Annotated in this window: 11 protein-coding genes and 1 riboswitch; of the genes, 9 read left to right on the forward strand and 2 right to left on the reverse strand. The window is 44.6% G+C overall.

The annotated features are described in order from the left end of the window. Nucleotides 1-2 precede the first annotated feature (2 nt). Nucleotides 3-2,438 (forward strand): TonB-dependent receptor, encoded by a 2,436-nt coding sequence (locus tag NQ542_RS16040; protein ID WP_005633130.1) that lies wholly within the window; start codon nucleotides 3-5, stop codon nucleotides 2,436-2,438. Nucleotides 2,439-2,664: 226 nt separating this feature from the next. After that, nucleotides 2,665-3,135, forward strand: coding sequence for a hypothetical protein (locus NQ542_RS16045; protein ID WP_005633131.1), 471 nt, complete (start codon nucleotides 2,665-2,667; stop codon nucleotides 3,133-3,135). Here NQ542_RS16045 and NQ542_RS16050 read toward each other — a convergent pair. After that, complete coding sequence (locus NQ542_RS16050) at nucleotides 3,132-4,295, reverse strand: IS4 family transposase (RefSeq protein ID WP_005636919.1); 1,164 nt, start codon at nucleotides 4,293-4,295, stop codon at nucleotides 3,132-3,134. The genes NQ542_RS16045 and NQ542_RS16050 overlap by 4 nt on opposite strands. A 132-nt stretch (nucleotides 4,296-4,427) precedes the next feature. Here NQ542_RS16050 and NQ542_RS16055 point away from each other — a divergent pair, with 132 nt between their 5' ends. From NQ542_RS16055 to NQ542_RS16065, 3 genes are all read left to right on the forward strand, one after another. Further along, complete coding sequence (locus NQ542_RS16055; protein WP_005633010.1) at nucleotides 4,428-5,204, forward strand: FecR family protein; 777 nt, start codon at nucleotides 4,428-4,430, stop codon at nucleotides 5,202-5,204. A gap of 97 nt (nucleotides 5,205-5,301) precedes the next feature. Next, complete coding sequence (locus tag NQ542_RS16060) at nucleotides 5,302-8,661, forward strand: TonB-dependent receptor (protein ID WP_005633011.1); 3,360 nt, start codon at nucleotides 5,302-5,304, stop codon at nucleotides 8,659-8,661. A 29-nt stretch (nucleotides 8,662-8,690) separates the two neighbouring features. Beyond that, nucleotides 8,691-10,649 carry a RagB/SusD family nutrient uptake outer membrane protein gene (locus NQ542_RS16065; RefSeq protein ID WP_005633013.1) on the forward strand — a complete coding sequence of 653 codons (1,959 nt, stop codon included), beginning with the start codon at nucleotides 8,691-8,693 and terminating at the stop codon, nucleotides 10,647-10,649. 59 nt (nucleotides 10,650-10,708) lie between these two features. Here the strand turns inward: NQ542_RS16065 and NQ542_RS16070 are convergent, their stop codons facing one another. Then, nucleotides 10,709-11,245: an RNA polymerase sigma factor gene (locus NQ542_RS16070; protein WP_005633015.1), complete on the reverse strand. Its 537-nt coding sequence runs from the start codon at nucleotides 11,243-11,245 to the stop codon at nucleotides 10,709-10,711. 829 nt (nucleotides 11,246-12,074) lie between these two features. On the opposite strand from NQ542_RS16070, the gene NQ542_RS16075 reads away from it, so the two are divergent. The 4 genes from NQ542_RS16075 (at nucleotide 12,075) to NQ542_RS16090 (ending at nucleotide 17,217) form a co-directional block, all read left to right on the forward strand. Next, the gene (locus tag NQ542_RS16075; RefSeq protein WP_005633020.1) at nucleotides 12,075-13,163 is read left to right on the forward strand and encodes an acyltransferase; all 1,089 of its coding nucleotides are present in this window, start codon (nucleotides 12,075-12,077) and stop codon (nucleotides 13,161-13,163) included. A gap of 220 nt (nucleotides 13,164-13,383) precedes the next feature. Next, nucleotides 13,384-13,589: riboswitch (cobalamin riboswitch) on the forward strand. 47 nt (nucleotides 13,590-13,636) lie between these two features. Continuing rightward, nucleotides 13,637-15,154: an acetyl-CoA carboxylase biotin carboxylase subunit gene (accC, locus tag NQ542_RS16080; protein WP_039849620.1), complete on the forward strand. Its 1,518-nt coding sequence runs from the start codon at nucleotides 13,637-13,639 to the stop codon at nucleotides 15,152-15,154. Between the two features lie 13 nt (nucleotides 15,155-15,167). Continuing rightward, nucleotides 15,168-15,707, forward strand: a complete 540-nt coding sequence (locus NQ542_RS16085; protein ID WP_005633023.1) for a biotin/lipoyl-containing protein — start codon at nucleotides 15,168-15,170, stop codon at nucleotides 15,705-15,707. Beyond that, nucleotides 15,685-17,217 carry an acyl-CoA carboxylase subunit beta gene (locus NQ542_RS16090; protein ID WP_005633024.1) on the forward strand — a complete coding sequence of 511 codons (1,533 nt, stop codon included), beginning with the start codon at nucleotides 15,685-15,687 and terminating at the stop codon, nucleotides 17,215-17,217. The genes NQ542_RS16085 and NQ542_RS16090 overlap by 23 nt, the downstream gene beginning before the upstream one ends. Nucleotides 17,218-17,255: the final 38 nt, after the last annotated feature.

Below are 17,255 nucleotides of genomic sequence, written 5' to 3' on the forward strand. Positions count from 1 at the left end.
CAATGAACAAAATTTATATACTTTTCCTATGCCTTTGCTATGCCGTTTCGGCAATAATGGCAAACACCTATAAAAATGATAAAGAAGTGACGAGCCCTACGGATGCCAATATTTTTGGGCATGTCGTGGATAAGGCGACCGGTGAACATTTGCCGGGAATAACGATCATCCTGAAAGGAACGACGATCGGTTCCGTGACCGATGACTCCGGGCATTATATGTTAAAAAATCTCCCCGAAGGAGAGTTTACGATCGAAGTCTCTTTTGTCGGCTTCAAGACAGTTACGAAAAAAGTAACGACCGGAAAAGGAAAGACGCAGGAACTGAATTTCGAGCTTGAAGAAGATTTGATATCGCTCGAAGGAGTGGTCGTCTCTGCCAACCGCAACGAGACGAAACGCCGTCTGGCGCCTACCCTGGTGAAGGTACTCAGCCCGACCGTGTTCGAAAAGACCAACTCCACGACATTAGCACAAGGGCTGGTTTTCCAACCGGGCGTCCGGGTCGAAAACGATTGCCAGAACTGTGGTTACTCGCAAGTCCGCATCAACGGTATGGAAGGAAAATATACACAGATATTGATTGATTCCCGTCCTATCTTCTCCGCATTGGCTGGCGTGTACGGATTGGAACAAATTCCGGCCAATATGATCGAACGGGTCGAAGTGATACGGGGCGGAGGATCTGCTTTGTTCGGTTCGTCGGCTATCGCCGGAACAATCAATATCATAACGAAAGAGCCCATTCGCAATTCCGGTTCCTTTGGACATACGATCTCTAATCTGGACGGATCTGGAGCGTATGATAACAATACGACCCTCAACCTCTCGTGGGTATCTTCTGACAATAAGATGGGAGCTTATATCTATGGGCAAAACCGCTATCGTTCGGCCTGGGATTCGAATGGAGACGGCTTTTCAGAGCTTCCAAAGCTGAAAAATCAGACGATTGGTTTCAACGGCTTCTATAAGACCAGTGCCTACTCCAAATTGAATATTGAATACCATCATATGGAAGAATATCGTAGAGGCGGTAGTGGAATGAAACTTCCGCCGCATATCGCCGAAGACCCCGAGCTCAACGGAACAGGTGAGGCCGGGCTTGTCGAACAGTTACAACATTCGATTAATACGGGAAGCCTGAAGTTTAATCTTTTCACTCCGAACCAGAAACATAACCTCAGCTTCTATGCGTCCGGACAGCATATCCACCGTGACAGTTATTACAGCGCATATGGCCGGACGACGGATTTCACAGGAGTGACGGGAGCGCAGTATATCTACAGTTTTGACAAATGCCTCTTCATGCCTGCCGATCTGACGGGAGGTATCGAGTTCAGTCACGACGATCTGGACGATCGTGCCACCGACAAGCAGAAGTACCGGGAAGCGGCCCTGGCGGAAGATCCGACGGCTACCGGACAGCATTTGCAGGAACTGATCGAAAAATATACGCCGGCATCCTTGCATCAGATCATAAACGTATGGAGTGCCTATGCACAGAACGAGTGGAAAAATGATAAATGGAGCTTCCTTATCGGTGGGCGTGTCGATAAAAACAGCATTATGGATAAGGCTGTTTTCAGTCCACGTGCCAATGTGCGCTATAATCCGACAGCCGACGTCAATCTCCGGTTGAGCTATGCCGAAGGTTTCCGTGCCCCGCAGGCCTTTGACGAAGATTTGCATATCAGTAATGTCGGAGGTGCGCGCGTCTCGATCGTGCGGGATCCGAATCTGAAGGAAGAGCGTTCGCGGAGCGTGAACGGGTCTGTCGACTGGTATCATTATTTTGGAGATTTCCAGGTGAATATGTTACTGGAAGGATTCTATACGAAATTGAGTGACCCGTTTGTCTTGTCAGCCCCTGTAGAATCGGAAAATGGTTCGCTGGTGCAGACTCGCAGCAACGGTTCGGGGGCAAAGGTGTACGGTTCTACGCTGGAGGGAAAAATTGTCTGGAGGAATAAAGTACAGATACAGGCAGGTATAACGGTACAACGGAGTTTATATGACGAACCAGAGGAATGGAGCGCGGATAAGGAACATTTGACGGATGCGGAGCGGTATAGCGATAAAATTTTGCGTACTCCGAATCTGTACGGTTATTTCACTGCATCCTATACACCGGTAAAACCGTTTACAATAGCGTTTAACGGTAATTATACCGGGCGAATGTATGTACCTCATCTGATGTCTGAAGTGAATGGGACGGCGGATGTTTTGGTGAAGAGTCCGGATTTCTTTGAATTGGGAGTCAAGTTGAGCTATGATTTCAGGTTGACGACAGCCATGACTTTGCAACTTAATCTGGGTATCCAGAACCTGTTCGATTCCTATCAGAATGACTTCGACAAAGGGGCAACCCGTGACTCCGGCTATATTTACGGTCCGGGAACTCCCCGCACCTATTATGCGGGGGCAAAGTTCAGTTTTTGATTTTCCTTTATGGACGCCTGTTCGTTATTTCATTTCCTTCTTATTTAAACTTTCGATTCAGGCGTCCATACGCGGGTTCTTTATGTTGTTGTAGATTGTAAAAGAATAGACGAAATTTTGGGAGAACTATGTCAAGATAAAAGAAAAATTGATCGTTAACAGTGTTTAACGAATAAGATGGGGTCATTTGGGGCGTTCTTTTGTCTTTTGGTAAAACAAACTCAAAGTGGAAGAACTGCGACATAGAAAAAATATAGACCAATTGTTACATGACAAATCTTTTATTCTTTGGTGTCTGTTTCCTACAGAGGAATCGGATAAACAATGGAAGGAGAATTATTTGTCACTTTATCCTGAAGAAGCGGAGACTTTGATGTTGGCTAGAGAGAAGGTTTGCCGACTTAAATTCAACCACGTACGACTTGCCTTTGCGGAAAAGACTGCATTGAAAAAAAGAATTCTGGATAATTACGAGAAACACCGTAAGCCTAAATATATTAGGTTGAGTTGGCTGTTTGCGGCTGCTTGCTTGTTGATATTCTGTTTTTTGGGATCTTTATACTTGCAGTATCAAGAAGTGTCGAATGTGGAATTGAGCACTTCGGTCTTAGCTGATGTCAAAGTGGATCCGGAACAAAAAGAAGTTGAACTTCATTTCACTAGTGTCCCGTTAAAATCGGGACGAGTTATTAATTAATCAAATAATCCCGGAATAAGGGGATTAAATTGTTCTTTGACATCATTGAAATTAGTCTTATTAAACAGCTCTTGTAAATGCGTTTTATCTGTTAATGAGATGCTAAGAATCTGCAAGACCTCATAAGTTGAACGATTCAGTTGCATATCATATTGTACAATAGCTACTAAACAATAGGTGATGATAGCAACACTAATCTGTATTCGAACCGCATTCTCGGTAGTACCCCAGAACCTTTTTATCTTAAGGTGTTGTTTCAGCCATTTGAAGAAAAGTTCCACGAACCATCTTTTCTTATAAAGATTGGCAACATCAAGTGCAGATATGTGTTTGGCATTCGTCAGGAATGTGAATTCACGATCATCCTCTTCATCATAGAAACGGATGACTCTGAATGATTCAGGATACTTCTTTTCAGAAGTGTACCCTATCAGTTTCACTTCCGCATCTGAAAGGATATTCTTCGGCATTCTACGCTTCCATTTACAGAACTTGCATTTCAGATTAGACTTCGCTCTGACTACAAAGAAAGAACCTGTAAGATGAATCCGATAAAGTTCTTTAAACGAGTCATACGCTCTGTCAAATATATAATAAGCATTTGGCTCATAATTAATTGCGGACATTTCTGTTGAATCATGCCTGGATGCTGTAGTTACTGTATAAAAGGCTGGAAGTTGTGCTTCTATGTCATAAAGGACATGAGCCTTAACTCCACCTTTTTTCTTACGGAACTTCGCCCAAGGGAATATAGCCAAACATAAAGGAATCGTAGTGGAATCAAACGCATACTTCCTTCCTGGAATATCCAAGATGTGAGTCGATCGTTTTTCACATGCTTCCTTCATCATATAGAAAGCAAAATCTTCGAAGATTCTGTAATCCCGATTCTGATTGGCAGATGCAAGCGTAGTTTTGGCAATGGGCTCACGACCCAATCCCAAATGATAACGCTTTCCTTGATGTGCTTCCAAAGCTACAATCAAGTCACGAAGACTTTCACGATTACTGAGTTGACCGAACATCATTGCAAGTAACTGACTCCAGCAAGTGAAATGTTTCACATAACGATTGCCATCATACTTGTCTACAAGTCTTCTGAACTTATCATTGTTCAAGAATTCTACTAACTGAGCGAAAACATATTTATCTTGGTTCATTTGAGGTCACCTTAATTGACCTCAAAGGTATGATTTCAAATCGTCGCGCCTAAAAAGTAGTATCTAATAGACTATATTTCAATTATTTCAAAGAACTATTTATCCACTTTTACGGGACAGTAATGACTTCATTTGTCAAAGGAAAAAATCCAGGTTACGGATAATTCTACAATTTCAGTCGATAAAAAGGGTAATGTACAAGTTGCTGAAATAGAAATAAAATCAATTGATCGAAAGCAACATTCTGAGCAGGAAAAAGAAGACGAACATCTGAACATGTTGAGTGTCCCAAATGGGCGACGATCTTCATTGATCTTGTCTGATGGGACAAAAGTATGGATTAATTCAGGAACGGTATTGCAGTTTCCTGAAACATTCGAGAAAGAGAAAAGAGTGCTCTATGTGAACGGGGAAATCTATATTGAAGTAGCCAAACATCCCCAATGGCCTTTTTATGTTAAAACGAATCAAATGGAAGTACAGGTTTTAGGTACTTCTTTCGGGATTACTGCGTATGATGACGAAATTTTCCAGACTGTCGTATTAAAAGAAGGAAGCGTCTTTGTTAAGAATAACCAGGGAAATGGACAGACAATTCAACCTAACCAATGTCTGATGGTTGAAAAAGAAGAAATGACCGTCAAGGACGTTGATGTTTATGATTATATCTCATGGATAGATGGTGTACTTCAATTTCATGAGAAAAGTTTACAAAAGGTGTTGAACAGCTTATCACGCTATTATCGTGTCCGTTTTGACTGCCCTATGGAGATTGGGCAGATAAAGTGCTCGGGTAATTTGGTCTTGTTTGATGACATTGACCAAGTCTTGCAGACACTTCAACGGACTCTCTCTATTTCTTTTAGCCATCGGGATGAAGTAATAAAAATAGAATATGTTCATAAATAATAAAAAGCCTATGAGAAAACATACAAAGTGAAGTTTAATTGAAACCAAGTATTTGGTAATATGAATCATGTGATTTTTTTTAATAATTTATGCTATCATGAAATATCAAAAATTAAAAAGAAATTTGTACACAGCATGCGTAGTCGCAAATTTATTTTTGATTCCTAGTCCTGTACTTTGGGCTGAACAATCATATGCGCAGTCTACGCGTTTGTCATTGGAATTATCCAACGCAACGATCAGTGATGTTTTTGCATCTGTTGAGAAAAATAGTGAATATCGTTTCTTTTATTCTGACGCAGTTCGTGCGGAATTATACCGGAATGTCGATGTGAATATTAAGAATAAAACCATTGACCGAATCTTATCGGAAGTTTTGGATGGTACGAATCTGACGTATTTCCTTAACGACAGGCAGGTGATGATTATCAGGAAAGAGGAAAAAACGCAGCAAGAGAAAAAAATATCAATCAACGGAACTGTCAGAGATGCCCAACAGGAACCTTTGCCCGGAGTCAACGTATTGGTCAAAGGTACGACTATCGGTACGACTACGGATATCGATGGAAATTATTTTATCAGCGTTCCCGATAAGAATGCAGTGCTAGTCTTCAGTTATATCGGCTTTGAATCGCAAGAAGTGAAGGTTGGTGGACAAATCAATATCAATGTCAATATGTCAGAAGAGTCTAATAGCCTTGATGAAGTGGTGGTTGTCGGCTATGGCTCTCAGAAAAGAGCTTCTGTAGTCGGTTCTATCACGGCGATAGAGCCTGCTCAGTTACAACAAGGGACTACCCGTGCCGTGTCTAACAATCTGGCAGGACAATTGGCTGGTGTGATTGCCGTACAACGTAATGGTGAACCGGGATCTGATGGTTCGGATTTTTGGATTCGCGGTATCTCTTCTTTTAAGGGGACTGGTGTTTCGCCATTGGTGTTGGTCGATGGGATTGAGCGTACGCTGGATGACTTGTCGGCTGCCGAAATCGAATCGTTTTCCGTACTAAAGGATGCAGCGGCTAGTGCTGTATATGGCGTACGAGGTGCAAACGGTGTCATCCTTGTGAAAACGAAGAGAGGTCAATTGGGGAAACCGAAAGTCAATTTCCATTTGGAACAAGGTTTTACCAAGCCGACACAGTTGCCTGATTATATCGGTTCGGTAGATTATCTTTCCTTGATGGATGAATTGTATATGGATGCCGGTAATCCGAATCCGCTTTATGGAGAGGAAATGATCAACAACTACCGTAATAATGTAGATCCGGAGTTATATCCGAATGTCAATTGGTTGGATGCCGTATCGAAAGACATGGCTTCCAATACGCGTGGAGATTTGACTATTACCGGTGGTAGCGATATCCTTCGTTATGCGTTGGTCGCATCGTATTATGGTGAACGAGGCATCTTTGTTCGGGATGAAAGTAAGGATTGGGATTCGTCTACACGCTTGAACAAATATAATATTCGTTCGAATGTGGATATCAATGTGACGAAGACGACTGTTGTGGGCATTAGTATCGGTGGTTACCTGCAAGAACAGAACGGTATGGCTGTCAGTGGACAGGATGTCTGGAATCATGCATTTGAAACGCCTCCATTCGTTCATCCGATCCAATATTCAGAGGGACGTGATGTACGTGTCCGGGAACGAACTAATCCATGGGCAGAAGCAACACAACATGGTTATCAGACAACATCCAGTTCCAAAGTTGAATCATTGTTCTCGGTTGAACAAGATCTGAAATTTATTACTCCCGGTTTGAAATTCAAAGGTCTGTTTTCTTTTGACCGCTATTCGAAGTCGTGGGTGAAACGGCATCGCACACCAACCTACTACAATCCGGCTACGGGCCGTGATGAGGAAGGTAACTTACTGCTGAGTGTCGGAACGGACGGACAGGAGTTCCTCGATACGGAAAACAAAGGCGAATGGGGTAATAAGGCTACTTACTTGGAAGGAAATATCACGTACGATCGTACGTTTGATGGGAAACATGCCGTCAACGCCATGTTTCTTTATAACCAACGCGACTATCAGGACGGCAATGTCGTCCCTTTCCGCCGCATGGGTATCGCCGGACGTGCTTCCTATACGTATGACAATCGCTACATTGCCGAATTTAACTTTGGATATAACGGCTCCGAAAACTTCACGAAAGGGAACCGCTTTGGTTTCTTCCCCTCTGTGGCTGTCGGCTATATGCTCTCAGAGGAAAAATTCATGGAGAAATACAAAGATACTTTTTCTAAGATCAAATTCCGTGCTTCTTGGGGGTTGACCGGTAATGACCAGTTGGATGGCCGTCGTTTTGCCTTTTTGCCGACCATTGATACGGATGGCAGTTATAAATGGGGAGTCAACAACGATTATAACCGTGCTTCCCGTTTTGAAGGAGAATTTGGGGTGATGAATCTGACTTGGGAAACGGTTGAGAAACTGAATGTCGGAACCGAAATAGGTTTATGGAATGCCTTGGATTTGCAAGTGGATTGGTTTAAAGAGCAGCGTCGGGACATCTTTATGCAGCGTAACAACATTCCGTCGGCAGCCGGATTCCGCAAAACGCCGTGGGCAAACTATGGTAAGGTGGATAATATCGGTGTGGATTTGTCGCTGACTTACAACCAACAGATTACAAAAGATTTACATATCGGTTTTAGAGGTACGTTTACATATGCTCACAATACGATTGTCGAAATGGATGAAGCGCTCGGTGTTATGGGAACGAACCGCCAACGGACGGGACATTCTGTGAACGAACTGTTCGGGTTAGTGGCAGACGGGCTCTTTACGGAAGATGATTTTGTTACTAATGATAAAGGGGATCTGGTGTTGAAAGAAGGTATTCCGTCGCATACGTTTAACAGTGTGCGTCCCGGTGATATTAAATATGTGGATATTGATGGTGACGGATCGATCACAAATAAGGATGAGGTTGCCATGGGAGGAACGGTCAATCCGGAAATTGTTTATGGTTTCGGGGCGACAGCTCGTTATAAGCAGGTCGATTTCAATGTCTTTTTCCAAGGAAACGGTAAGACTCATCGTTTCATCGGTGGTGTGGCTTCGAACTTCTTGCCCGGATCTTCACAAGGTGCAATGGGCAATGTCTTGACTAACTACAATGACCGCTGGACTCCGGAAAATCCGAGCGAAGATGTTTTCTATCCGCGCCTAAGCTATGGGGCGAATACGAACAACAGCCAGAATTCGACTTGGTGGCTGCGTAATATGAGCATGCTGCGTATGAAGGATATAGAAGTCGGATATACGTTGCCCAAACGTTGGATGAGTCGGATCGGATTGGAAAATATCCGCCTGTATGCTAAAGGGTCAAATTTATTGACATTCTCGGCTTTTGATCTCTGGGACCCGGAACTTGATACGCAGAACGGTGCGAAATACCCGATTATGAAATCTGTCTCATTCGGTATTGATGTTAATTTCTAATTTGAGTTTAAGTTTATAAAAATAGAATCATGAAACTGTTTAAATACATAACGATAGCTTTTTCAAGTCTTTTTATGTGTGGTTGTTCGGACTATTTGGATAATGCTCCGGATGATACATTGACAATGGAAATGGTCTTCAATGATAGAACTCGTACAGAGGATTGGTTATCAGGTGTATATAATCGTATTCCAGATAATTATTGGGATTTGTTGAAAGTTTGGGGGTATGACTCGATGGGGGATGATTTGGATCCGTCGCAGCGTTGGTATCAATGGTGGGGGAATTCACTGAACTTCATCATCGGACAGTGGTTTACTAGTTCGACCTGGGATGCTGCCATTTGGAGTGCGAACCCGATTCGTATTCGTTCGGCTTATCTTTTCATTGAAAATGCTCACGCTTTGCCGGATCAGGGGGTGAGTGAGGCTAACATCGAACGGATGAAGGATGAATGTCGTTTTTTGATTGCCTATTATTATTGGCAAATGATTGAAGCTTATGGAAGTGTTCCTTTTTTCGATGGACTGGCAGATGTGAATGATCCGAATTTGATGCGTGGACAAATGCCTTTCGATGAAATGGTAGATTGGATTGATGCACAGTTGGTTGACCTTTCCAAGAAACTTCCGGCTTCTTACTTGAATGAATCTACACAATTTTATGGCCGTGCCACTTCCATCATGTGTTTGGCGGTTCGTGCCCGTATGTTGTTGTTTGCTGCAAGTCCGTTGGTAAATGGGAACGAATGGTATGCAGGTTTCAAAAATTATGATGGTAAATTCCGGTTCAGCCAAACTTACGATCCTGCAAAATGGAAACGTGCCGCTGATGCTAACCGGGAGTTGATCGAAGCAGCACATGCTGCCGGTCATGATTTGGTACGTGAATATAATGCCGATGGCAGTATTGATCCTTTCATGTCTTGTTATAATGTGTTTTTCCTGCGCGGCGATCAGAATCCTGAAGCTCTGTTCATCCGTTCCGACTGTAATTTCAGTGAGTTTGAAAAACATGCTACTCCGCGTGGAGCTTCCGGTAACGGCGGTTTGGGTGTCTATCAGACATTGGTCGATGCCTTCGCCATGAAGGATGGTTCCCTTCCGATTACCGGTTATGATGGCAATTATGGAAAACCGATTATCAACAAGGAATCCGGCTATACGGAACGCGGTTTTTCTGCGCAAAAGGATATCCGTAAAACTAAGTACAATCTTTACCGTAATTGTCCGGGAGCTACAGTCGACTCGGTTGGTGCAGATGGTTGCACCTATAATCAAGTGGCTGCCTCCGGCACTTACAATATGTATGTCGGTCGTGAACCTCGTTTCTATTTGACGGTGATGTGGAATCGTCAGTGGTATCATCAGGCAGAACGTGAAGTACAAATGATGTCGAACGAACAAGACGGCGGCCCTACGCATGACGCTCCGCAAAACGGTTATCTGAACCGTAAGAAAGTCTCATTGGATCAAAACCAGCGTAACGGTATACACCCGTATCGTCCGGGTATCCTTTACCGTTTGGGCGAGGCTTATCTGAATTATGCCGAGGCTTTGAATGAGTGCGATCCGGGTAATCCTGACATCTTGAAGTATCTGAACTTGATTCGTGAACGTGCCGGTATGCCGCAGTATGGAACCGGAAAGGATAGTAATGGCTTTGATAAAATTCCATTGAACGGCCAGGATGAGGTGCGCGAAGCGATCTATCATGAACGTCGCGTAGAACTTTGCTGTGAAAACGGCTTGCGTTATTTAGACCTCCGTCGTTGGAAGAAAGCGGAAGAAGTGTTGAATCAACCTATGTATGGTATGAATTTCAGTGGAACGAAGCTGTCGGATGATCCAAATGATGCTGCTGCATTCTTCAAGCGCACGCAATATATCAAACGTGTCTACGAGCGTAAATTCTATTGGTATCCGATCTATCAAGATCAAATAGATAAAGACCCGACACTTGTTCAGGCTCCGTTCTGGGACAAGTGAGAATGTACAAAAAGTTATTCGTAATGCTAAAGAGGGGCAAAACAGCCCCTCTTTATTGTTTATCTCAGGAACATCAGTAGAAACAATAGTTCAATTTTTCCTTGTTGCATACGTTCTATGGCACGGTAGATCATTTTTCGCACACTTTTGGGTGTGATATTGAGTATTTCGGAAATTTCTTGTATGGAGAGTGCTTTGATAAAGCGCAAATATATGACTTCCCGCTGCTTGTTTGTCAATAAATTCAATAGGCTTTCAACCTCTTTCTCATAGTTTCTTCTTTCTTCTTCATCCTCCATTAAAGCTTCGGCATCAACTTCTATTTTGAAATTATATTCGACTTCTTCTTCTAAGCTAAGCCAGTTCGCCTGTTTACGTAAAGATGTTATTATCTTGTTCTTGAGAGCACTAAACAGATAGGATTTCGGAGAACCGAGAATTTCTATTTTATCAGCCGATTCAAACAAGTGCAAAAAGAGATCATGTATTGCATCTAATACAAAATCTTTTTCCACTCCAAAGGCTATTCCATAGGCGAACAACTCATCTATATAGTTCTCATACCATTTATCAATTTCTGATTTGATATTTGACATTTCGTATTGGTACAGTGAAATTCAAAACCGCAAAAATATAGAATCTCATTCGAATAGGCAATGAAATATCAAGGCTACGCACCAAAATTGTAATTGCCTTAGTTGTTCAACAGGGTGACCGTATCACAATTTTCTAAGGTTGTAATCTCTATACGGAGTTTTCACAAATCCTCTATCACTCTATCACTACGAAGGTTATGGCTATTAATATTCAAGCGTTAGAGGCAGTGATACAGGACGTTTTCCTCTATCACTCCTCTATCACTTCTGACACATGGTGCTTTTATCATATAATTGAAAACCAGTGTGTTGCCTTCTTTTGCTTTTGAAAAAGCATATAAAATAATCGAATAAACAAATGTAAAAACGAATATAACAGGTATTAAATTGGCGAAATACGGTTCTTCATTTCACAAAAGCCCTCTCTTTTTTTAGCAGAAACAAGCAGATAATTCCGTAAACACCCCCATGTTGCCATCCTTAACATCCGGGTGTAGAGAGTCGGTACATCCGGGTGTAAGAGGGGGCAACATGGGGATGTCCGGCAACAAAAGTGCCTTGCCGGACAATAAAAACCACCCGGTTTTACCTATTTTTATAGCCGTTTTTAGAGAAAAAGGCTCTGTTTTTTTGGGGTATATTTCATGCGATTTCCGGGTGTTGGTGCGGTTGCCCTGGTTGTTCAAACCTGTTTGAGAGGATTTCCGGCTTTTTTCCTATCTTTGCCGCCAATTAAGCAGTATCTGGAAAATTACGAAATTTTCCGCCATGAATGCATGCTTCGCCTAAAGAATTAAATCTCTTATTAATATAGTAATTAAGCAAAAAAATGAAACGTATAGTTTTTTTGGATTATGTACGCGTGTTCGCATGTTTCCTTGTTATGGTCGTCCACGCCAGTGAAAACTTTTACGGTGCCCCCGGTTCGACGGACATGGTGGGACCGCAAGCCTTTCTGGCAAATGAGTCAGACCGGCTATGGGTGTCCATATACGATGGGTTTTCGCGTATGGCCGTGCCGTTGTTTATAATAGTCTCCGCTTTTCTTCTTGCGCCGATGAAGGAAGGGCAGACCATGTGGCAGTTCTATCGTCGGCGTTGTATCCGCATTCTACCACCGTTTTTCATATTCATGATACTCTACAGTACTCTGCCGATGTTGTGGGGACAGATTGATGGAGCGACCTCGATCAAGGATCTGTCGCGGATATTTCTGAACTTCCCGACGCTGGCCGGGCATCTATGGTTTATGTATCCCTTGATCAGCATTTACCTGTTTATTCCTATCATCTCGCCCTGGTTGAGCAGAGTGACGGTCAAAGAAGAACGTTTCTTTATCGGGTTGTTTCTCTTGTCGACCTGTATGCCATATCTGAACCGTTGGTTCGGAGAAGTGTGGGGACAGTGCTTTTGGAACGAATACCATATGCTGTGGTATTTCTCCGGTTACTTAGGCTATCTTGTGCTCGCACATTATATACATGTCCATCTGACCTGGAACCGTTCCAAACGTTTTATTATCGGAATTGTTTCGATGCTCATTGGTGCAGCTATTACCATATATTCGTTCTATGTTCAGGCCGTTCCCGGAGAAATACTCCCCACGCCCGTGCTGGAAATAGGGTGGGCTTTCTGCACCATCAACTGTGTGTTGCTTACGGCCGGCACGTTCCTGATGTTCAGTTGTATTGAACTTCCCGAAACTCCGCGCTTCGTATTGGAACTCTCTAAACTCAGCTATGGGATGTATCTGATGCATATCTTTTGGCTCGGTCTGTGGGTGGCGGTGTTCAAGTCCGTCTTGCCGTTACCGACTGTTGCCGCCATTCCTGCGATTGCGACATGCACGTTCATTTGCTGCTTCGTGACAACCAAGGTTATTTCGCTCATTCCGGGCGGCAAATGGATCGTCGGGTAGAATATATTCGTTTGTTACTTTCGATTTTCACTTTGTAAGGGGTAAAAAGATCGTTATCCCTTCATTTATTCTAAAATCAGCGATAGCAATTCTGTAATCAGTGGCAGTGATTATATAATTGCTGTCGCTGATTTTGTAATTGCTGTCACTGATTACAGAATATTTCGTGTGTCCGTACCGAATTTTGGCGATCGAAATAGAGCGTATCAGAAAAAAAGTTTACATTTGCCACCGAATCGGTTCTGTATTTCCCGTTCGGGAATATGGATTAAAAGGGAATCGGGTGTAAATCCCGGACAGTCCCGCTGCTGTGAAGCTCCGTTTTAACATCTTGGAACTACTTTCGCCACTGACTTGTTATAATTAAGTCGGGAAGGCTTCAGGATGGGAGTCAGTCAGAAGACCTGCCGTTCATTATAAGGTTCATATCCTCGTGGGTTAGGCTATGGATGCGAAACATAAATACAATAAATATGATAAGAAAAGTTCTGATTGCGAATCGGGGCGAGATAGCTGTGAGGGTTATGCGCTCCTGTCGCGAAATGGGGATACGGTCGGTGGCTGTTTTTTCGGAAGCAGACCGGACGGCACGTCATGTCCTTTATGCCGACGAAGCGGTCTTGATAGGACCGGCAGCATCAAAAGATAGTTACCTGAATATCGAAAAGATCATCCGGGCAGCCAAGCAACACAAGGTGGATGCGATTCATCCCGGATATGGTTTCCTGTCCGAGAATGCGGATTTTGCCCGCCGGTGCAAAGAAGAAGGAATCGTCTTTATCGGCCCGTCGGCAGAAACGATGGAGGCGATGGGAGATAAAATATCCGCCCGCAAGCGGATGATAGACGCCGGCGTGCCGGTCGTTCCTGGCACGCAGCAGCCTTTGCAGGATGTTGGAGAAGCATGCCGGGTCTGCCGGGAGATCGGTTTCCCGGTCATGCTGAAAGCCTCGATGGGAGGCGGTGGAAAGGGAATGCGTCTGATCCATAAGGAAGAAGAGGTGGAAGAGGCTTACAACGCCGCTCGCTCGGAGTCGCTCTCTTCTTTTGGTGACGATACAGTTTATCTGGAAAAGTACGTGGAGGGACCACATCATATCGAGTTCCAGATTTTAGGCGACAATTACGGGAATGTGGTCCATCTCTGCGAACGCGAATGCTCTGTGCAACGCCGTAACCAGAAAATTGTCGAGGAAAGTCCGTCGCCGTTCATTACGCCGGAACTGCGGAAAGAGATGGGCGAGAAGGCGGTTGCGGCTGCTAAGGCCGTCGACTATTCCGGTGCCGGGACGATCGAGTTCCTGGTCGATAAACACCGTAATTTTTATTTTCTCGAAATGAACACCCGTTTGCAGGTGGAGCATCCGATTACCGAAGAGGTGTTGGGGCTCGACTTGGTAAAGGAGCAGCTTCGTATTGCCGACAACGAACCGTTGCATATCCGGCAGGAAGATATATCCCAGCGTGGGCATGCTATCGAATGCCGGATCTGTGCCGAAGATACCGCCAACAATTTCATGCCATCTCCCGGCATTATCCGCCAGCTGACCGAACCGAACGGGATCGGAGTGCGAATCGACAGCTATGTCTATGAAGGTTATGAGATTCCGGTCTATTATGACCCGATGATCGGCAAGCTGATCGTGTGGGCTACCAGCCGCGAGTATGCGATCGAACGAATGAGGCGTGTCTTACACGAATACAAGATTACCGGGCTGAAGACGAATATCAGCTATCTCAGGCGGATCATGGATATACCTGATTTTGTGCATGGAACCTACGATACATCGTTTATCGGAAAGCATGGCGAGGAGCTGCAACATCCGGTGAACCCCGGAGACGAGCATGAATCGGAAAATATCGCCATGATCGCTGCTTATATGGATTACCTGATGAACCTGGAGGAGAACGTATCGGGCTCTTCGGTGGACAACCGTCCGATCAGCCGTTGGCGTGAGTTCGGGTTGCAGAAAGGTGTGTTAAGGATTTGAAAAATTGTTTATAATGGAAATACATATTGGAAACCGGGTGGCTGATGTGGAGCTGCTTGGAAAGGATGGAAACAAGGTGCGGCTCGACATAGACGGACAGCCCTACGAGGTGGATATCGTGATGGCTGAGAACGGGGCTTGTTCGATCTTGCATGACGGACATTCTTACAATGCCGAGCTGATCCGTTCGGGAGGAGGAAAGAACTATCAGGTCAACACGCTTTTCTCCTCTTATTCGGTCGACATAATCGATTCGCAGGCCAAATATCTACGTATGCGCAAGAACAGCGAAGAAAAGCAGGGCGACAAGGTTGTATCGCCGATGCCCGGAAAGGTCATGAAGATTCCTGTGAACGAAGGAGACCTTCTGTCTGCCGGGGATATCGTGGTGGTGCTCGAAGCCATGAAGATGCAGAGCAACTATAAGGTCAGCTCTGATTGTCGGGTACGTGAAATCCTGGTGAAGGAAGGAAACACGGTAAACGTGAATCAGGTGTTGATGACATTGGAAGTAATTAATCAGGAAGAAAATGCAGAAAGAAGAGATATATAAGAAGTTTGAAGAACTAGATAAAGTAGCTGCTCTGGGTGGCGGCGTAGTTCGTATCGATAAGCAACATGAGGCGGGGCGTATGACAGCCCGTGAACGTATTGATATGTTGCTGGATAAAGGTACGTTTGTTGAACTGGATAAGTTCGTGACGCATCGATGCACGAATTTCGGCATGGAGAAAAACAAGATTCCGGGAGACGGTGTCGTTTCTGGATATGGTAAGATCGAAGGTCGTCAGGTCTTTGTCTACGCCTACGATTTTACAGCTTACGGAGGAACGCTCAGTTCGACCAATGCCGCCAAGATCGTAAAGGTCCAGACGCTAGCTCTGAAAAATGGTGCACCTGTGATCGCATTGAACGATTCGGGAGGTGCGCGTATCCAGGAAGGAGTCGGTAGCCTGGCAGGTTATGCGTCGATCTTCTATCAAAATACGATGGCCTCTGGGGTGGTTCCCCAGATTTCGGCTATCCTCGGTCCTTGTGCCGGTGGAGCTTGTTACTCGCCGGCACTGACCGATTTCATTTTTATGGTGAAAGAGAAGAGCCATATGTTCATAACCGGACCGGATGTCGTGAAGGCCGTTACGCATGAGACGGTGGAGAAAGAGGAATTGGGAGGCGCCTATGTGCATAGCAGTAAAAGTGGCGTGACGCATTTCGTGTGTGATACGGAGGAGGAAACGTTGATGAGTATCCGCGAGCTGCTGAGCTTCCTGCCGTCAAACAATATGGAGGATGCGCCGTCTCTCCCGTGTTCTGACGATATCCGTCGTGAAACGGAAACGTTACAGACGGTGATTCCCGATGATCCGAACGTGCCGTATGATATGAAGGACGTGATCGAGCCGGTGGTCGACAATCATTATTTTTTCGAAGTGATGTCTCATTTTGCAAAGAATGTGGTGGTCGGCTTTGCCCGTCTGGGTGGCCAGTCGGTTGGTATTGTGGCGAATCAGCCGGCTTTCCTAGCTGGTGTGCTGGATATCGATGCCTCGGACAAGGCGGCTCGTTTCATCCGTTTTTGCGATTGCTTCAATATCCCGCTGGTGACGTTTGAGGACGTACCCGGCTTTTTACCCGGCTGTCAGCAGGAGCATGACGGGATTATCCGCCACGGGGCGAAGATCGTTTACGCTTATGCCGAGGCGACAGTTCCCAAAATTACGTTGATTACGCGTAAAGCTTACGGCGGCGCTTATATCGTGATGTCGAGCAAACCGATCGGCGCCGACATCAACTTGGCTTACCCGATGGCGGAAATCGCAGTGATGGGAGCCGAAGGGGCTGTCAATATCCTGTACCGGAAAGCGGAAGGAGAAGAAAAAGCACAGGCTATGAAGGCATACAATGAACAGTTCTCGAATCCTTATCGAGCAGCCGAATTAGGATTTATCGATGAGATCATCATGCCCCGTCAGACACGTTACAAGTTGATACAGGCGCTTGAAATGGCAAAAAATAAGAGCCAGAGCAATCCGCCAAAGAAACATGGCAATATGCCTTTGTAAATCAAGGATGTCGATTTGAAAATTATAAATAACTAACA

This window comes from Parabacteroides merdae ATCC 43184, assembly GCF_025151215.1.
Lineage (GTDB): Bacteria > Bacteroidota > Bacteroidia > Bacteroidales > Tannerellaceae > Parabacteroides > Parabacteroides merdae.

Bases quoted from the DNA above. Each gene is read 5' to 3' on its own strand.
- NQ542_RS16040 (WP_005633130.1), top strand. From the start codon at position 3: ATGAACAAAATTTATATACTTTTCCTATGCCTTTGCTATGCCGTTTCG.
- NQ542_RS16070 (WP_005633015.1), bottom strand. From the start codon at position 11,245: ATGTCAAATATCAAATCAGAAATTGATAAATGGTATGAGAACTATATA.
- NQ542_RS16085 (WP_005633023.1), top strand. From the start codon at position 15,168: ATGGAAATACATATTGGAAACCGGGTGGCTGATGTGGAGCTGCTTGGA.
- NQ542_RS16075 (WP_005633020.1), top strand. From the start codon at position 12,075: ATGAAACGTATAGTTTTTTTGGATTATGTACGCGTGTTCGCATGTTTC.
- NQ542_RS16065 (WP_005633013.1), top strand. From the start codon at position 8,691: ATGAAACTGTTTAAATACATAACGATAGCTTTTTCAAGTCTTTTTATG.
- NQ542_RS16050 (WP_005636919.1), bottom strand. From the start codon at position 4,295: ATGAACCAAGATAAATATGTTTTCGCTCAGTTAGTAGAATTCTTGAAC.
- accC (WP_039849620.1), top strand. From the start codon at position 13,637: ATGATAAGAAAAGTTCTGATTGCGAATCGGGGCGAGATAGCTGTGAGG.
- NQ542_RS16090 (WP_005633024.1), top strand. From the start codon at position 15,685: ATGCAGAAAGAAGAGATATATAAGAAGTTTGAAGAACTAGATAAAGTA.
- NQ542_RS16060 (WP_005633011.1), top strand. From the start codon at position 5,302: ATGAAATATCAAAAATTAAAAAGAAATTTGTACACAGCATGCGTAGTC.